Source organism: Bacillus cereus (assembly GCF_002561295.1).
GTDB lineage: Bacteria > Bacillota > Bacilli > Bacillales > Bacillaceae_G > Bacillus_A > Bacillus_A cereus_S.
Genome location: NZ_NTUG01000036.1, coordinates 22,778 through 40,087, shown reverse-complemented (window position 1 = coordinate 40,087; position 17,310 = coordinate 22,778). Strand labels below are relative to the sequence as shown.

Here is a 17,310-nt window from a genome sequence, read left to right as displayed (position 1 = left end):
TCACCTTTTATAAGTAGTCAACAAACTGCTTACGAAATTTAACATGAAGTATAGAACCAATAACAAAGAGTACAATTACCATTCCCCAGAAATACAGCGTATAACCTGAGAAAATAATCGAACTTTGCCCGTAGGCCACAGCGCCTCTGTATATTTCTATTATATAATAAAAAGGATTTAGCTTAACAATAAACAGAAATGCTTCTGGCATATTCTCCTTTGGTTCCCAGAATATCGGTGTTAAAAAAAACAACATACGTGTGATAGATTGAATCAATAAATGAATATCCCGCAACATCGTTGATAATGTGGATGTGATAAATCCTAATGCGATTAGAAATATTGTAACAGCAAACATCCCATATAATAAAGTAAAGATATTAATTATATGCCATCCTTGACTAATTAAGGAGATAATCAACATTAATACAACTAATATACAATGTGTATATAGCTGTGAAATTACAACATAAGTTGGAATAACACTTAATGGAAAATTCATTTTGGAAACCGTATTTAAACGACTGTAAATAGAATTAGACCCTCGAGAAATTGATGCACTAATAAAAAACCATGGTATCAATCCGCAAACAAGAAAGACAAAGTAAGGAACGCCATGTACTGGCGCTCCTCCTCGAATTCCTAATCCAAACACTAACCAATATACACCAATTTGTGTAAGTGGATTTAAAAACACCCATAACATCCCTAATAAATTGCCTGCATATGCTTGCTTTAATTCATAAAGGGATAATCTACGAATTAAATAAAAACTTTCAAGGTGTTCTTTCATGATAGTCTTTATAGATTTCATAGAACACTCACTTTTTCCCCTAGCGCTTCATATAAAGTTCCAAAGTTAACGACTTTTATTTCATCAGTTGATACAGCTTGTACACAATTACGAGTATCAAGAACAACAGCCTTCGCCATGTGTGGCGCTAATGCTCCATAATTCATTGTTTTAAATTCATCATGATCTGTTAACACAAGAATTAAATGCGCATCTTTAACAGCTTCTTCTGCAGAATGTAATTCAAAGAAATCAGATTCTACGTGTGGGTCATGTGCTGAAACTGTAATTCCTTCGTTACGGATTAAGTCAATTACATCCATTGCTGGGCTCTCACGCATATCATCTACGTTTCCTTTATATGTCACACCAAATGCAGCTACCTTTGGATTTTCCACACCTGCAAGTAATTTTTTTACTGTTTCAGTCACATAATGTGGCATAGAAACGTTTGTTTCGCGAGACAATTTAATAATATTTGCTAATTCAGGTGCTTTCGCAACGATAAAGTATGGATCAACTGCTAAGCAATGTCCACCTACACCCGGACCTGGGTAATGTAAGTTTACACGTGGATGCTTATTAGCCATTTCAATTACATCTAATACATTAATATCTAATGAGTTACAAACTTTTGTTAACTCGTTTGCAAGCGCGATATTTACATCTCGGAATGTATTTTCCATAAGCTTAGACATTTCCGCCGTTTTTGCATTTGTTTTAATGATTTCACCTTGTACAAATACACCATATACGCGTGCACCAGCTTCTGCACAAGCAGGAGTAACGCCACCAACAATACGGTTGTTATATACTAATTCATGTAAGATTTGTCCTGGAAGAACACGCTCTGGGCAATGAACAAGATAAATATCTTCTCCAACTGTAAAGCCAGCTTCTTCTACTAAAGGTTTTACATAGTCATCCATGCTACGTGGTGCGATTGTAGATTCTACAATAATAACATTACCTTTTTTCACAAATGGTAATACTTGTTTTGTAGCTGTTAAAACATATGTTAAATCACAAGATTTATGTTCGTCATCATGATTTGGTGTTGGAACAGAGATGATAAATGCATCTGCTTCTTCTGGTGTTAAAGATGCACGGAATTTTCCATTCGCAACTACTTCTTTTACAACTTCTCCAAGACCTGGCTCCTCGATATGAATTTCACCATTATTTAGCTTGTCCACTACTTTCGGATGAATGTCTACACCTACTACTTCTGTTCCGTATTTCGCAAACATTGCTGATGTTGGTAATCCAATATAACCTAGACCCATTGTACAAATTTTCATTTTACACTCTCTCCTGTCTTAAATACTAAAATACTGATAGGTTTATTATATTTTCACAGAGTTAGCCGTTTTAGCAAGTCTATTGCCTTTACTATCTCTAATAAATATACAAAAATTATATATTCCAGACTTCTTAACTTCATAATGTAAGTATGGTTGTTTTTCGATTGATTTTCCATACTTATACATATAAAATACCTATTTTAGAGTCAATCCACTTGCCTACAACTCATATTAATATTACTATCTTTTTCTTTCTTTGCAATTACTTAGTGTAATTCTATAGAGTTATTCTCTTCTAATCTTTTTGATTGATATCATCATTTATGGAAAATAATTAAAATTCTTAGTTTGGCAATATACTCCCACTAAACATCCTAAAAAAGTATGTCCATGAATTAAATATGAATAACTACATGATAATACATCTAGAATTACTTCTGCTTTCTCGCATGTTAAGTAAGAAGGAACCTAAGATTTCAAATAATCTAAACTGATTATTCACCTATCGTTGATCCATTATATAGATTCTCGAGTAATTCATCCCATTCTCCTCCTATTTTTTCTATATCAAAATGAGATTGTACATACTCTTTAGCTTGCTGAAATAGTACTTTGTTTGATTTCATACTATTAATATCTAGAATACGATCCACACAAGACTCTATATTATCTTGCAAATAGGTTTTAGGATAAATCGTATCACTACCATCCCACTTTAAAATAATGGGATAAGAACCTGAGGCCATTCCTTCACTTGGAGCTAAATGAAAACTTTCAAAATCACTGGTTGATAAAATAAAGCCAATTTTTTGGAACCATTCATCTACTGGCCCAAAATCTTCAAAAATAACAGCATCTTTCCAAGGAGCTGTTTCAATGCGTTGAAATTGCTCCTCATAGTAGACACGTTCCTCTTCTTTTTTCCAAAGCCAAGGGTAGTCCTGAGGCATTTTTCCTTTTATAAATAGTTTATAACGCGAATCTTGTCCCCATAATTTCTCTAAAATATCAATTGCAAGATCTAATCGCTTTCTCTTCGGGCATATTCCCATAATTCCCAAGTTATAAGATGCGTCCTCTTTCTGCTTGTCTAACTGTTCTGTATGCACAACATTATAGATCATTTTCATCTTTTCACGTGGTAACTTAAACACTCGATAAAACTCTTCATACACGTATGGTGAAATTGCAATAATTGTATCAATGTTTTCCATCATAAACTGTTTAGGATATACAGTATCTACCTCTTGAAGATGCATACGAACTACAAGCTTTTGATGAGGAAGCTTGTGTTCAGAGTACCATACGGCATTCCCAAGTCCCCACTCACAAATAATGATATCTGCCCATTGTAAGCACTCTTCGCTATATGCTTCATTATGTGAATTATGTCCCGTCCATTGATCTATCTTAATCTCGTATTTTCCCAAATCTTTTAGATAATCGATAATTAACTTAGCAAATTTCAAGTCATGTCCAGCAAAAACTACATTTTTCTTTTTCATAGATATCTATCCTTATAATTCAAATTGTTTTACAATATTCTTCAATTTACTATGATTTATACAGCTATAAGCATCCGATAAATAGTTGTACTTATCATTACTATACATTTTTTTCCCATATTTAAAATACGAATTAAAATCTACTTCCGCTTCTAAATTGTCCAAAACATCCGTTAATGCTTCTTTCGTAAACACATCTGCTTTTGCAACTGTACGTGATGGAGATAAAGAATCTACAAATTCATATTCTGAGGAATTATTATGCTCAACAATCGCTTTACTATTTTTCAAACCAAAATATGCGTGCTTTCCAATAAAATCACTATCAGTAAATGTTGTACTTAACATCAAGTCTAATAAGTAATAGCGACCGTAATAATCTTTTTTTGAAAAGTATGCAATATATGGCGCATCAATCCACTCTAAAATATTTTGGTAATTATGCATGTAGCTTCGAACAAATGTCTTCACATTTTCTGTGTTGTACTTAGCAAACAACTCTAAATATCCTTCAAATGTATCAACAAGGACACGTAATTCTTTATTTGTATACTCTTGTCGTTCAAATTGCTCTAAAGCATGAGAAAACTCTTCTTTAGAACGCGCAAAGGCAAGAACCGTTACCTTCGGAAGTTCTTGTGTAACACGCATACCAATTTTTTCTATAATATACTTCAATCTATGCGTATACGTATGTTTACTCAATACTTCCCGTATTCCCAATAATGATTTTTTTCGATATGCTCTCTCATCATTTAATAAAGAATCGAAGGCTTGATTAATTTCACTTTCATCTTCAGAAATATATACTAAATCTCCAAAAATATTTTCAACCCCTTGAGCATATGTGCTTACAACTGGTGTTCCACACGCTAAACCTTCAAACACACGACGTGAAAACATCGTTGGTGATTGTTTTACAGTGTTAACGTTAATCATTACTTTGTACCCTTTGTACGCTTTATCAATCTCATAATATTTTAAACTTCCTTTAATATAATGATCAAATCTTTCTGGGAAACGATGATTTGGCATCAAACCTTTTTTATTTTTCTCGTAATTACGGTCAAAAATGTCTAAGCCATATTTTGCTGCATTATCTAATACACGATCCATATCAATAGAACGTTCTTCATGATGACGATAATACGATCCTGCAAAACATGCCTTATTTTCACGTTTCTCGACGATTTTAATTGGATTATGAATTACTGGTTGTGCAGCAAATGGAAGAGCATATACTCGACTATGTCCAGCTCTCTCCTCATAAAACGGAATCATGTTTTTATCCGTCGTAAAAATATAATCAAATCTTTTTGCAGTCTCAATGAAACGATCAAAATGTACAGGATCTTCTTTATTCCAAAATACCGTAGGAATATTATTTTTATTACACCACTTTAATAAATTAAATAGTGGTTGCATATTCTCCTCACCATAATAACCGACACGTTTATTCCAAGTGCCGCCATTCCCATGCCATGCTGACTCCACCATTAAAAGATCTGGTTTATTGTGACTCAATACTTCTAACCAATTTTCTGGTGTAAACGTAATTAGTTCACACTCTTCTTTATATGATGCCGTTGTAAATTCATCAAAAATAACTGCCATTTTCAAGTCTTTTAACCCTTTTTCTGGTACCATTTCCAAAATACTTGTTTCTTGACTATTAATCCAATTTATCTCTGAATTAACATTTACAACTTCCATTTCCTTCACAGTATATCTATGAATTTTAAATTTACCTAACCCTGAGACACGAAACGCAATTCTAAATTCCTTAACATCTGGGTGCGGACGAATAACAGTTGGCGTATTCAATTTTAATTGTAATACTTGTATTTTTTTATCATTAGAGTACCCCACAAACATAGGCAACACTTCTAGTCCCTCTTCAACATCCGCATCTACATAAAACTCATAGACATGCTTTTGGTGCATTGGCATCAACGAAATATTTGGAAGATCTGTAAACTTATTATTCTTCTCTTTATATGAAAGATAGACCTTATTATCACCAGTTATTTGTGATTCTCCAACAAAAGCTGTACCTTCATTAAATAGTTTCAACTGTTTTCCCGTTTGGAACCAATTTATATAATTTAAATCTATTTCTAAACTATTAGTAATTTTGATTGGCTCCTCGTTAATCCCTATATATAAATTACGGAAGTAACCACTGTTGCTAACTCTTAAAAAACATTTTATATCTGTGGTGTTTTTACTAAACTGAAGAATTGTTTTTCTATTAAATGGAACCTGATATACTTTTTGTTTTTTACCGTATTTATACTCTAAAACAAATAATGTGATTTCTACATCCCCAAATATTTCTGCTCCAGCATAAAATTCATAATAATACTTATCCTTTGGATGAAATAAACTTTTTTCCGGTGCCATATGAATATCAATATCTTCAAAACATGACACATACATAATTTGATTTCCAATTAGTCTTGATTCAAAACTCTCTTGTGCATCATGATATAAAATTTTATTATCTTTATTCCAATTAAATAATGCGTCTTTGTGAAGCTTAAAATAATCTCTATATTCCGAACTTAATCCGGTATCAAATACAATATCTTTATTTGCCCAATAACCACTTCCCGAAATGGCTATATTTTCGATTGAAAATGCTCCCTTTCCAGAAACTCGAATTGCTAGACGCATTGCACTAACATCCTCTGTGATATCAACAATTCTTTTATCATTAAGTTTAATTTGTTCAACTCTTACTCTCTTATCATCTTGATAAAATATTAAAAACAGTTTCACTTCTATCTCACTATCTGCACTGCCCTCAAATGCAACAGCAAGCTTTTGTTTTTGTATTAAAATCGGATTTTTCGGAGTTTCCGCAAAATCTGTATTCCCCTCATTATACGTTAGATATAAGTGCTGCTTTTCTTCTAAATCTACATAAAAGTCCTCTGAATTTCTTCTATATACAATTTCAGATCGGTTCGGAATGTACCAGTTTTTTCCTTTAATTAAATTGAATTTATTTTTACTATTCCCCTCTATTGAATCCCATAATAATACATCTTCTATACTAATAGTATCAATACAGAAACTTCCTTCTCCACTAATTCTCAAGGCAAAGCGAATGCCATCTACCTCTTGAGGAATCAAAATAGATGCATTTGCATTCCATGAAATACTTTGATCAGCTTTCTTCACATTATTTCCATACAAAATAACATGTAACTGCACATCTACTTGCCCCTCTTTTTTACCTTTAATCTCAATTTTATACTCTTTACCAGCTTGCACTCGTATCTGATTATTTTTGGGAGGCATAGTAAAGTTTGTATTCGTTTCAAAATAAGATAAATACGCATAATCTTTCTCCAAAAGACTAGATGTAAACGTATTGGTTTTTTCATCAAATATAATAGGAGCATCAGATTGCTTAAACCACCTGCTAACTGCAATCTCTTCTATCCCTAGTAATTGCATCCACTTATTTGGGCGTTTATTAAGCCATTGACGTTTTTGTTTTACTTCTTGTAGTCTTGATAGTAACTGATTATTCATATTTCACTTGATTCTCCTTTACTTATTCCGTAGAGTAGTTCTTATTTTTTTTCGAATACGCCAATATTTAATTGTACAACGTCCTAAAAAAGAACTATGAAGAGAATGATACTTATGTTGTAACTGTTCATACTTTTTTTTCTCAGTAAAAAGTTCCTTTAATTCCTTTTCACGCAAATTTAGTTGCTCATATAATTCTTGTTTTATTATTACTAGTTCTCTTTCCATATTGGCAACCTGCATCTTTAATCTTTTATTCTCTAAATTCATTTTATTTAGCTCTGCCATATATACCACCTTTTTAAGTATTATTTCTTTTTCTTAACTTACATACTGTTTTTCAATATCAAGAATAACTACTTAAGATGCTACTTCTTTATAAATATCAACGAACGCCTTCTTTTCCACGTTCCAATTATATTTTCCACGAGATGAAAAACAATTCTCTTTCATTCTTTCTCTTTCCTCAGGATGATCTAATAAATAATTTACACCGTCAGCAATTGAAGCAGGATCATGAGAATCCACGCAAACCCCTATATTTTCTTTTTCAACTACACCTTGAATTTCAGGGAATTGACATGCAACCACAGGCACACCACTCATCATATATTCAAATAATTTATTTGAAGAAGCTGAATAATGATTAAAGCAAACATTATTTAATACTTGAAATCCTAAATAAGCATTTTTTGTATAATGCGCTAAGTCCTGCACTGGTACTTTCGGTAAAAATTTCACTCGATCTTCTAATTCCATATCTTGTACCATTTGTTGTAACTCCGGTTTAATACGCCCATCTCCAATAAATGCTACAACACCTCGTTTAAATAGAGGAACTGCCTGTACTAATTTATCCAGACCACGTCCAGTTTGAATCCCGCCTTGATATAAAAGAATCGGTTCATCTCGTGAAATGTTTAACATCCCATGTAAATCTATTGACTTACTCAATTCAGGACGCGAAACAAATGGATAATTATGAATTACCTTTGGGTAAAATCCATATAGATCCTCTGTGTACTTTGCTCTTGTATGATTTTCCATAATCATGACATCACAAAATTTAATGAAAAACTTCTCCATGATCCCATAAATACTACTATTATATCCTGTACGACTTGTCTGTACCTCATGTGAATCATAAATTAACTTTTTTCTTCTCAATATTTTTGCACATATAAATCCTTGTGGTAATGTATTTAAGTCATTCGAGTGATAGATATCATACTTTTTTTTCAAACCCGCTCGAATCATTCTAAACAAAATTGCTCCCCTCACAAATAAAGTAGCAACCTTCCTCTGTGAAAGTAAAAGAGCTAACAATAGTAAACTAACTGTTATTATAGGAAACTTCCAAATCCCTAACATAACGAAGAGGCCAAATGTCGCAATTGTAGCGATATTTTTCAACGCTACTCTTTTGACACGTTTGGCCAATCCAAATACTTTCTGTAATAATGGAACTCTATTCTTCACACGAGTTACAGTAAAGCCTTCTTGGCGTTGTTCCCACATAGGAAGATCTACTTGTTTCCAATCATGGATACAGATTAAATCTACCTCATATCCAGATTCTGCTAATGCTGTACATTCTCTTAATACACGTGCATCATTTGTGAAGTGATTCCACACAAACATGCAAACTTTCTTCTGTGACATCTCTTTCCTCCAGTATTTGTACTAAAGTTTCAATATTTGTTTTCCAACGTAATGTTCGGAATGCGTATTGATAGCCATTCTCCCCTAGTCGATTCTGCAACTGTTTATCCTGTGCCAATTTGATAATGTAATTCCCTAGTTCAGCAACTGTTCTATTTTCAGTAACAAAGCCACACTGTGCTTCTTCAATAACCTCTTTTGCATAACCATCAACATCCGCAACAATTGGTTTTCTCATGCTCATGTAATCCATAACTTTTCCTGGGAGAACTTTTTTAAATACTTCTTTTTCCACTAAGCTCACATAAGCTATATCTGCAGCGGCAATTTCAGCAAGTGTATCTTTACGATTTTGAGGTTTTATCAATTGGATATTTGAAAGATGCTTTGCTTCAATGCTCTCTCCAACATCCTTTCTTTGATAACCATACCCAATAATTTTAAATGAAATATTCTTATACTCTTTTAAATACTCTGCAATTGAAATTAATTTTTTAATATCTTGCGCTAATCCTATATTCCCCGTATAAATAATAGTTAACTGATCACTACTGTTCTTCTTTGGAACAATAGCTAGTTCTTCTTCTGTTAAAGAATTAGGCATAAACGAAATACGATTCGGGGAAATACCTTTAGAAGTAATATAAGAGAAAAAACCTCTACTATTAATAATAATTTCATCCGCTGCATGATACATTTTATACTCTAATTTATAAGCGAATTTTAATATCCATTTTTTATTAAAAAAACCTATGCCTATCAAGGACTCAGGCCACAAATCTCGTACATCTAAAATTAGTTTCGCTTTCATTTTTCTTTTCGCAAACATACCCGCTACAGCAATAAAAATTGATGGTGTGGAAACAAACACATAATCATATTTCTCTTTATCTTTGCATATTGCCAAAATCAATCTAAAGGCAACTTCTATATACAGCATCAACCTTCGAAAAAGGTTCCTTGTATATTTCCTTGTTTTCGGATGAATACGTACCGTATCTTTTTCTATATCCTCATCATACCAATAACTCGAATCTTTATATAAATTACGATTCGGATAACTAGGATCAGAAGTTAATACCGTAACGTCATAACCTCTTTCCTTTAATTCTAAGTATACATTTTTCATCCTGTTAGCAGCGCTACCTATTTCTGGATAAAAGTTTTGCGTTACCATTAAAATTTTTTTCATACTAAACTAATCTCCGCCCACTTATGATGTTAGCAACACTTGAATAATCTCCATTATTTACACCCTAAAAGTAAATATTTTAAAAAATATTTATAAAAAGTAAGATTTATACATATCTAAGGATACTATGAAATATAAATGAGTTAAATACTTTTTTAAACATCCTAAAATCTTTACTTAAAGATATTATTGTGCACATTCAATAAATTCACTTATATAAACATTATAAAGCAATAAAAAATACCTATACAAATTCGGACTAAATACTCACGTTTTGCATAGGTATTATTTAATTTTATTTCAACAAACGTTTCGGCAATTTATCAATATTTTCTAACATAATGCCTGTACCCACCGCAACACAGTGCATTGGGTTTTCAGCGATTAGTACTGGTACTCTTAACTCTTCAGCTAGAAGCATGTCCATACCGTGTAGTAATGCGCCGCCACCTGTTAAAATAACGCCGCGGTCAATGATGTCCGCAGATAGTTCTGGCGGTGTACGCTCTAATACGCCTTTTGCAGCTTGTACAATAATAGCCGCATTTTCTTTTAATGCTTCTGTAATTTCTTCTGAACATACTGTAATTGTACGCGGTAGGCCTGTTACCATGTCACGTCCACGAATTTCAAGTTCTTCACTACGTGCACCTGGGAATACTGTACCAATTTTAACTTTAATATCTTCTGATGTACGTTCCCCGATCAATAGCTTGTACTTACGTTTAATATAGTTTAAGATCTCCATATCAAACTTGTCCCCAGCCATTTTGATAGAGGAGGAGGTAACAATATCACCCATTGAAAGTACGGCAATATCCGTTGTACCTCCGCCAATATCAACAACCATATTTCCGCTCGGTTGGAAGATTTCCATACCAGCACCGACAGCAGCTACTTTTGGTTCTTCTTCTAAGAATACTGTTTTACCACCTGAGCGTTCAGCAGCTTCACGAATTGCTTTTTGTTCTACAGATGTGATATTTGTTGGACAACAAATTAAAATGCGGGGTTTTGAAAAGAAGCTCTTCACGTCCAATTTGTTAATGAAATACTTTAACATTGCTTCTGTAATTTCAAAATCTGCAATTACACCATCTTTAAGCGGACGAATCGCTACAATATTACCAGGTGTACGTCCTACCATACTTCTTGCTTCTTCACCGACTGCTAATACTTTTCCAGTATTACGATCAATTGCTACAACAGACGGTTCATTTAAAACGATTCCTTTACCCTTTACATGAATTAAAACGTTAGCCGTGCCTAGGTCAATTCCGATATCTCTCGCAAACATTCCTGCCTTTTCCTCCTTGATATTCAAAATCAGGTTGTACCCGAATTCTTTTACACCTAATTTCTAATTTTATCATAATTTTAACGGAAACGTAATATTTGAAAAGATAATTATTCTTAAAAACGCCCCGTTATATTCAAGGAATGTTTGCCATATAATACGTTATTGTCGCACAGGCTTTTCTACATCTTCTTTTCTGTATTTCTGCTTTGTCGCTTCCCCGCCCCTTAGATGACGAATCGACTTATGATAATCAAGAATTTCTTTCACTTCATTTGCAAGCTCTGCATTAATTTCTGGTAAACGTTCTGTCAAATCTTTATGGACTGTACTCTTTGATACACCAAACTCCTTTGCGATTACACGCACTGTCTTTCTTGTCTCCACGATATACTTACCAATCTTGATAGTTCTCTCTTTGATGTAATCGTGCACACCACTCGCCTCCCTAAATTGGATGTGAGAAGTGTGAAATGAGACTCGCTGCATATGACTAAGAAGTAAATTCGAGTGCTGTTTGTAAGCGTTAAACATTCTGGGATTTATAATGAAATGATTCACGATTTCTCACCTCAAACACTCTCTTTGCACTGGTTTATACCATTGCATTGGTTTATACCATTGTATTGCCCGCACTACTGATATATGCTACAAGTTGAGTATTTTTTGTGGACTAAAAACAGGATTAATTTTTTTTAAAAAAAACCATGAATTCAATTTAATATCTACACATTAATTCCCTTCTCTTAATAATCTCCTCAAAATTACGATATACTTCTTACAGTTTGTTGACACTTAGAAGTAAATAAAAAAGAATGCCCTAAATATCAAGGGGCATTCCTTCTTATTTATATAAATTATACTCAACTTTATAACCTTATTCTTCTCCTAAATTTGCATCACTAAATAGAATTACTTTTCTAATGTTACTTCACTTGTATATGCGAATTTTTGCTTTTCATTCTTGTCTTTAACATAAGCTTGAACTTTATATTTACCAGGTTCTTTCACCTTATACGTTAAAGAGCTATCAGGTTTATACCATATTTTATCTATTATTTTTCCCCCCTTATAAATATAATATGCATAGGTTAAACCTTCTCCTTTTGCTTTTACATCCACCTTTAATGTTCTTTCATTAACCTTGTCAATCTTCACCTCATTAATTGTTAACGGTATTTCTTTTTTATTTTGCTCTACTTTGCCCTTATTACTTCCCTTAGCTGGTTCATTACCACATCCGGAAATTAATAATGCTGCAGCAAAAAATGGTACAATCAATTTCTTAAACATTGTTTTTCCTCCTCAAAACCATTAGAATCACTAACAAATTATAACAAAAAATCGCTTGTTCTAAAATAAATTATTGGAGTTAGTACAGTTATGTGTATACAACTTAGTTAAGTCCTTACAATGGATTTCAAGGAGGACTTGTCTGACCTGTATTGAGTCGTGAAATTCTATTTTTAAAGAAAAAAAGAAGTATATCGTACAAAATATGTCACGTTTGAACAAGCGAATCCCTAGCAGCATCGGTTATAGAACTCCTTAAACAATAGAAGACCCTGGCTAAAAAAGCAGCTTAGATTTAACTTTTTATGTTCAAAATATTAACTCAAACCTACTATACTAACTCCAATTCAACCATCAAAGATAGATACTTCTATACTAAAAATCTACTTTGATAACCACTGACTTTCTAATTAATTATTTTTAGTTAATACTTTGAGTTGGTTAATAAACTCCTTATAGTATTCATCTTGATAGTGGAATGGTGAAAGTCCCCATATATGAATTTCTGATGAGATTAACTCCTCCACTTCAATCGTTTTAATTCCCTTTAAATTCTCTTCAATCAAACTATAATATTGCATAAGTTTTTCATTATTTTGAGCAATTGTGTCATCATTAAATGCCCTAACTTCTCCATCCTTATCGATATAACTTTCTTTCCAATAAGCTTTATGCAAAATGATTTGATCTAGATTAAAGTGTTTTCTTAGTTCTTCACTAAATAATTGTGCACTTTCCTTCCATTCACTCATTTTCTCTACACTATTTAAAACATTTCCTTTCAAATTAATCTTTGCCTTTACAAATTCATTAGATCTTGTAAAATAACTATCTCCATTCTTCAAAACAGACAAACGTTCATCAATAAAATCGATTAAAAAATAATCAGCAACTTGGTTCTTTACATATTTTCGGAAATCTTTAGTTAAATCACTATAAACCATTCTTTTTTGAAATTGAGATTCAAGATTAATATCTTTTAAAGTTATCTTAATCGGTTCTGAGTATATACTTACCAAAGAAGACCTGGCATAATACTTATTTATTTTAAAAATATTTTCTTCATCATATCTAAAAGCATCCCTAGTAACACAACTTCCTAAAATATCAATTGTTGTCAAACTAATCACCCTTAATCTTTATTTAATCAATGCACATAATTAATGACCATTGTTTATCAATTTATACATTACATTTAACTGTGAATCTTTAATCTCTGACATATTATAACCCCAGTAAGCATGACGTTCAATGTTCCGTACATATTATCTTTCAAAACGCTTCTTACTTGTACTTATCAATTATTTATAGCAACAGCCTCTATAATTTTTTAAAAATAAATTTGATACCATCATATAATTTAACATCATTATTCATAAAGGAGTACTTAATATTGCAATACTAACAAAAACAACGCCTTCATAAAAGGCGTCATTCTTCACGATCACATTCTTCTTCTAATAATTGATGGTGGGGAACTTCTTTCTTACTCGCAATGTAATAATATAAAGTAAATAAAATGAACACTAAAATAAGAGCAATCGACAGCACAAATAAAAATGACAGAGTAATCCCCTCCTTTTCTTAATATATATTCGAGAATTCCGTCCAATTTCCTTGTTATTGCTATATTCCCTCGAAATATGTTTGTATATAAGTCCATTTTGAGGTGGGAGTCTTACTGCCCGTTAGTGCGGGATGAATCGCGGCTATGGAGATAAAAGAAGAGCTCCACTCGTTTTCTCCTTCTGTTTTCACATGGCATGAGGCGAAAAAAAGCACTGACCGTTTCATGATCTTGCCCATCTGAAAAGAATGGTTTGATGTTCGTTTTTTAATTTGTCTTTATATAATGATAAAAAAATCAGCTCTCCTAGGAGAACTGATTTTTTCATTATTATTCTTGTGTAGAAGAAGAGTCGTTCGATGATTCTGTAGAACCATTTGTTGATTTTTCTTCTTTTTTACTTTTTTCATCAGCCGAGCTGTTTGTTGATTTCTCTTCTTTTTGCTGCTTTTCATCAGTTGAACCGCTTGTTGATTTCTCTTCTTTTTGCTGTTTTTCGTCAGTTGAACCGCTTGTTGATTTCTCTTCTTTTTTACCTTTTTCGTCAACTGAGCTATTTGTTGACTTCTCTTCTTTTTTACCTTTTTCGTCAACTGAACCATTTGTTGCTTTTGCTGCTCCTACCTCTGCTTTTACATCTGCTGCAAGTTTGTTAAGGTAACGCTCTGGATTAACAGCTACGTTATCTTTACGTACTTCAAAGTGTACATGAGAACCTGCTTCCTTATTCATTGCGCTTAAACCGGATTTTCCTAATACTTCACCTTGTGCAACTTTTGCACCTTTTTCTACTTTTACACTGCCTAAGCTTTGATAAGATGTTGCAAGACCATTTCCGTTATCCACTGTTACAACATAACCGAGAAGTGCATCTTTTTCCGCTTTTGTTACTGTACCGCTTAAAGCAGCTGTAACATCGAATTCCTTCTCATTTTTCGCAGCAATATCAATTCCTTTATTTGGAGAATATGTGTTGTTATAAAAGACGAGTGCTTGTTCTTGCTCCGCTTCTGCTGCTTTATCCTCATAAAACTTCTTCTTCACAACAACATCTACATTCTTTGCAACTGGCATTTTCACAACTTCTGAAGATTTTGTTACTGGTACTGTTGGATTTTCCGTTTGACTATACGGCGTTGCTTGCTCCTTATTAGGCGCTTTCTTTGGATTCGCTGCCTGGAACCATAAAGCAACTGTTAAGATTACCGCTGCACATGCAATATATAGTGCAGGAAATACCCACCTTTTCTGAAATAAATGAACTACCTTCCGCGACTTTTTATTATTCCTTCCTCGCATTCTATCATCACCTCAGCAATCATTCTGAACAATATTCATTCATCCTATACAACCTATAACTAATTACTTTTCGACAAAATCTGTAAAAATATGTATAGAATTTAAAAAATTTCCGAGGAAATGATAGAAAAAAGAAAAAACCGAGCGGATTGGCTCAGTTTTTTAGTCTAGTTGTTTCTTTTTGTAGACAATTAAAGTAAGAATTAAAGTGATAACAAACCAAATACCGATATTTAAGAAATCACCATTCATATTTGAAAGTGGTTTTCCATCTAATAATTTAACGATCGCTTCCCCAATATGATAGCTCGGGAGATATTCAATGATTTGTTTCACTATCTCATTTTTTACTAACGGTAACATCATCGGCCCCATAAGCATTACCATTAATACAGGCATTCCAATTAAAGATGTTTGTGCAACTGTTTCAGAAAACAATCCGATGATTGTTCCAATCATAATAAAGAGAAACGTCGAAATGATAATTAAGACAATAAGTGCACCAATATTCCCCTGCACCACATCTATCAGAAATAAGTTTACAATTGAGACAATAATTGTGAGCAATGCAGCAATAACACCTTTCCCAAATAACACATCTAATGAAGAAGCAGGCGACAACATCAATACGCGTAATGTATGCTTTTCTTTCTCTTCAGCAATCGTCATTGCCTGTACAAAACCACCAATAAAGATAATCGCTGCTAAAATCGTTAAATTTGCTAGTGCTGTTTTATTAGAACTCCCCATCTGTCCATAAATAAAAGCGAGTACTAACGGTATGGCAGCCATCATTAAAACTTGTGAGTTTTTACCGGCATCCTGCATTTCTTTCCTTACAATCGCTGAAAATCGTCTCATTGAAAATGTCATTATAATCCCCTCCCAGTTACTTCAATAAAGATATCTCCTAGTGTTGGCTCGTAAGAATGAATCGATAATAATTCACCTTTTTTCATCCATTCTGAAATACGTTTCGCCCCTAATTCATCTTTTTGTACGGTTTCTTTTTTCTTATCTTTTAGCACAACTTCAATTTTGTCTTTTGCGTATTGTAGACGAAGATTTTCTGGTGTATCAAGTGCTACAATTTCTCCGCCGCATAAGAAGGCAATGCGATTACAGAGTGTTTCTGCTTCATCCATGTTGTGTGTCGTTAAGAAGATCGTTGTTCCTTCTTTATTTAAGTCCTTTAAGATGTTATGAATATTTTGAACATTAACCGGATCAAGCGCTGATGTCGGTTCATCTAAGAAGAGGATATCTGGTTTGTGCAGAATTGCTCGCGCAAGTGTCACACGCTGCTTCATCCCTTTTGATAATTTTTTGATTGGTGTTTTTTTATCTTCTAATAAGTTCACCTGCGATAGCACTTCATCAATTCGCTCTTTTTTACAATCGTATAAGTCACAAAATAATAGTAAGTTATCATAAACGCTAAGCCTTTCATATAAGCCGCTATTATCTGTTAAAATACCAATTCGTTTATAATCGATGCTGCCTGGTCCTGTAATATCTTTCCCTAGTACCCTTACTCTCCCCACACTATGAAGCAACTGAGAAGTTAAAATTTTTACTGTTGTTGTTTTCCCTGATCCACTTGGACCAAGAAACCCGAAGATCTCTCCTTGCTTCACTTCAATATTTACATTTCGAAGTGCTGTTTTTTCATTAAAGGTTTTCATTACATCTTTCATTTCAATTGCCAATGTCATTTCGTCATCCCCTTTGTTTTTCTTCTATAGATCATTTCGCTTCAGCGACTCGTTTGCCACCTCCGCTTGTTGTATTCGCTTTTCTTGACCTAATCATATGAAAAACAAAGAGGTTACGCAGTAAAATACCGGTAAAAGGA

Annotated in this window: 15 protein-coding genes; all 15 read right to left on the bottom strand. The window is 33.2% G+C overall.

Going from position 1 to position 17,310, the window contains the following annotated elements:
* Positions 1-7: 7 nt before the first annotated feature.
* Positions 8-814, bottom strand: a complete 807-nt coding sequence (locus tag CN373_RS19165; protein WP_098359925.1) for an ABC transporter permease — start codon at positions 812-814, stop codon at positions 8-10.
* Positions 811-2,094 (bottom strand): nucleotide sugar dehydrogenase, encoded by a 1,284-nt coding sequence (locus tag CN373_RS19160; protein ID WP_098359924.1) that lies wholly within the window; start codon positions 2,092-2,094, stop codon positions 811-813. Before CN373_RS19160 ends, CN373_RS19165 begins: the two co-directional genes overlap by 4 nt.
* 497 nt (positions 2,095-2,591) lie before the next feature.
* The gene (locus CN373_RS19155; RefSeq protein ID WP_098359923.1) at positions 2,592-3,602 is read right to left on the bottom strand and encodes a glycosyltransferase; all 1,011 of its coding nucleotides are present in this window, start codon (positions 3,600-3,602) and stop codon (positions 2,592-2,594) included.
* A gap of 12 nt (positions 3,603-3,614) precedes the next feature.
* Positions 3,615-7,145 carry a CgeB family protein gene (locus CN373_RS19150; RefSeq protein ID WP_098359922.1) on the bottom strand — a complete coding sequence of 1,177 codons (3,531 nt, stop codon included), beginning with the start codon at positions 7,143-7,145 and terminating at the stop codon, positions 3,615-3,617.
* Between the two features lie 18 nt (positions 7,146-7,163).
* The gene (locus tag CN373_RS19145) at positions 7,164-7,433 is read right to left on the bottom strand and encodes a hypothetical protein (protein WP_098359921.1); all 270 of its coding nucleotides are present in this window, start codon (positions 7,431-7,433) and stop codon (positions 7,164-7,166) included.
* A gap of 72 nt (positions 7,434-7,505) precedes the next feature.
* Positions 7,506-8,807, bottom strand: coding sequence for a glycosyltransferase (locus tag CN373_RS19140; RefSeq protein ID WP_098359920.1), 1,302 nt, complete (start codon positions 8,805-8,807; stop codon positions 7,506-7,508).
* The gene (locus CN373_RS19135) at positions 8,758-9,999 is read right to left on the bottom strand and encodes a glycosyltransferase family 4 protein (protein WP_098359919.1); all 1,242 of its coding nucleotides are present in this window, start codon (positions 9,997-9,999) and stop codon (positions 8,758-8,760) included. The genes CN373_RS19140 and CN373_RS19135 overlap by 50 nt, the downstream gene beginning before the upstream one ends.
* Before the next feature lie 295 nt (positions 10,000-10,294).
* On the bottom strand, positions 10,295-11,296 hold the full coding sequence (locus CN373_RS19130; RefSeq protein WP_000457988.1) for a rod shape-determining protein: 1,002 nt from the start codon (positions 11,294-11,296) through the stop codon (positions 10,295-10,297).
* 162 nt (positions 11,297-11,458) lie between these two features.
* Positions 11,459-11,731 carry a sporulation transcriptional regulator SpoIIID gene (spoIIID, locus tag CN373_RS19125; protein WP_000544009.1) on the bottom strand — a complete coding sequence of 91 codons (273 nt, stop codon included), beginning with the start codon at positions 11,729-11,731 and terminating at the stop codon, positions 11,459-11,461.
* Positions 11,732-12,208: 477 nt separating this feature from the next.
* Entirely contained in the window at positions 12,209-12,589 is a 381-nt protein-coding gene (locus CN373_RS19120) for a triple tyrosine motif-containing protein (RefSeq protein WP_098359918.1), read from the bottom strand.
* 410 nt (positions 12,590-12,999) lie between these two features.
* Positions 13,000-13,719, bottom strand: a complete 720-nt coding sequence (locus CN373_RS19115) for a DUF6270 domain-containing protein (RefSeq protein WP_240519117.1) — start codon at positions 13,717-13,719, stop codon at positions 13,000-13,002.
* Positions 13,720-14,020: 301 nt separating this feature from the next.
* The gene (locus CN373_RS19110; protein ID WP_033664399.1) at positions 14,021-14,155 is read right to left on the bottom strand and encodes a hypothetical protein; all 135 of its coding nucleotides are present in this window, start codon (positions 14,153-14,155) and stop codon (positions 14,021-14,023) included.
* A 331-nt stretch (positions 14,156-14,486) separates the two neighbouring features.
* Positions 14,487-15,455, bottom strand: a complete 969-nt coding sequence (locus CN373_RS19105) for a M23 family metallopeptidase (protein ID WP_098359916.1) — start codon at positions 15,453-15,455, stop codon at positions 14,487-14,489.
* 162 nt (positions 15,456-15,617) lie between these two features.
* On the bottom strand, positions 15,618-16,328 hold the full coding sequence (locus tag CN373_RS19100) for an ABC transporter permease (RefSeq protein ID WP_098359915.1): 711 nt from the start codon (positions 16,326-16,328) through the stop codon (positions 15,618-15,620).
* Entirely contained in the window at positions 16,328-17,170 is an 843-nt protein-coding gene (locus CN373_RS19095) for an ABC transporter ATP-binding protein (protein ID WP_098359914.1), read from the bottom strand. The genes CN373_RS19100 and CN373_RS19095 overlap by 1 nt, the downstream gene beginning before the upstream one ends.
* Between the last annotated feature and the right edge of the window lie 140 nt (positions 17,171-17,310).

What these genes read in the sequence shown, in the direction of transcription:
- CN373_RS19155 (WP_098359923.1), bottom strand. Translation starts at nt 3,602, where the DNA reads ATGAAAAAGAAAAATGTAGTTTTTGCTGGACATGACTTGAAATTTGCT.
- CN373_RS19100 (WP_098359915.1), bottom strand. Translation starts at nt 16,328, where the DNA reads ATGACATTTTCAATGAGACGATTTTCAGCGATTGTAAGGAAAGAAATG.
- CN373_RS19120 (WP_098359918.1), bottom strand. Translation starts at nt 12,589, where the DNA reads ATGTTTAAGAAATTGATTGTACCATTTTTTGCTGCAGCATTATTAATT.
- CN373_RS19150 (WP_098359922.1), bottom strand. Translation starts at nt 7,145, where the DNA reads ATGAATAATCAGTTACTATCAAGACTACAAGAAGTAAAACAAAAACGT.
- CN373_RS19135 (WP_098359919.1), bottom strand. Translation starts at nt 9,999, where the DNA reads ATGAAAAAAATTTTAATGGTAACGCAAAACTTTTATCCAGAAATAGGT.
- CN373_RS19105 (WP_098359916.1), bottom strand. Translation starts at nt 15,455, where the DNA reads ATGCGAGGAAGGAATAATAAAAAGTCGCGGAAGGTAGTTCATTTATTT.
- CN373_RS19145 (WP_098359921.1), bottom strand. Translation starts at nt 7,433, where the DNA reads ATGGCAGAGCTAAATAAAATGAATTTAGAGAATAAAAGATTAAAGATG.
- CN373_RS19160 (WP_098359924.1), bottom strand. Translation starts at nt 2,094, where the DNA reads ATGAAAATTTGTACAATGGGTCTAGGTTATATTGGATTACCAACATCA.
- CN373_RS19140 (WP_098359920.1), bottom strand. Translation starts at nt 8,807, where the DNA reads ATGTCACAGAAGAAAGTTTGCATGTTTGTGTGGAATCACTTCACAAAT.
- CN373_RS19130 (WP_000457988.1), bottom strand. Translation starts at nt 11,296, where the DNA reads ATGTTTGCGAGAGATATCGGAATTGACCTAGGCACGGCTAACGTTTTA.
- CN373_RS19095 (WP_098359914.1), bottom strand. Translation starts at nt 17,170, where the DNA reads ATGACATTGGCAATTGAAATGAAAGATGTAATGAAAACCTTTAATGAA.
- CN373_RS19165 (WP_098359925.1), bottom strand. Translation starts at nt 814, where the DNA reads ATGAAATCTATAAAGACTATCATGAAAGAACACCTTGAAAGTTTTTAT.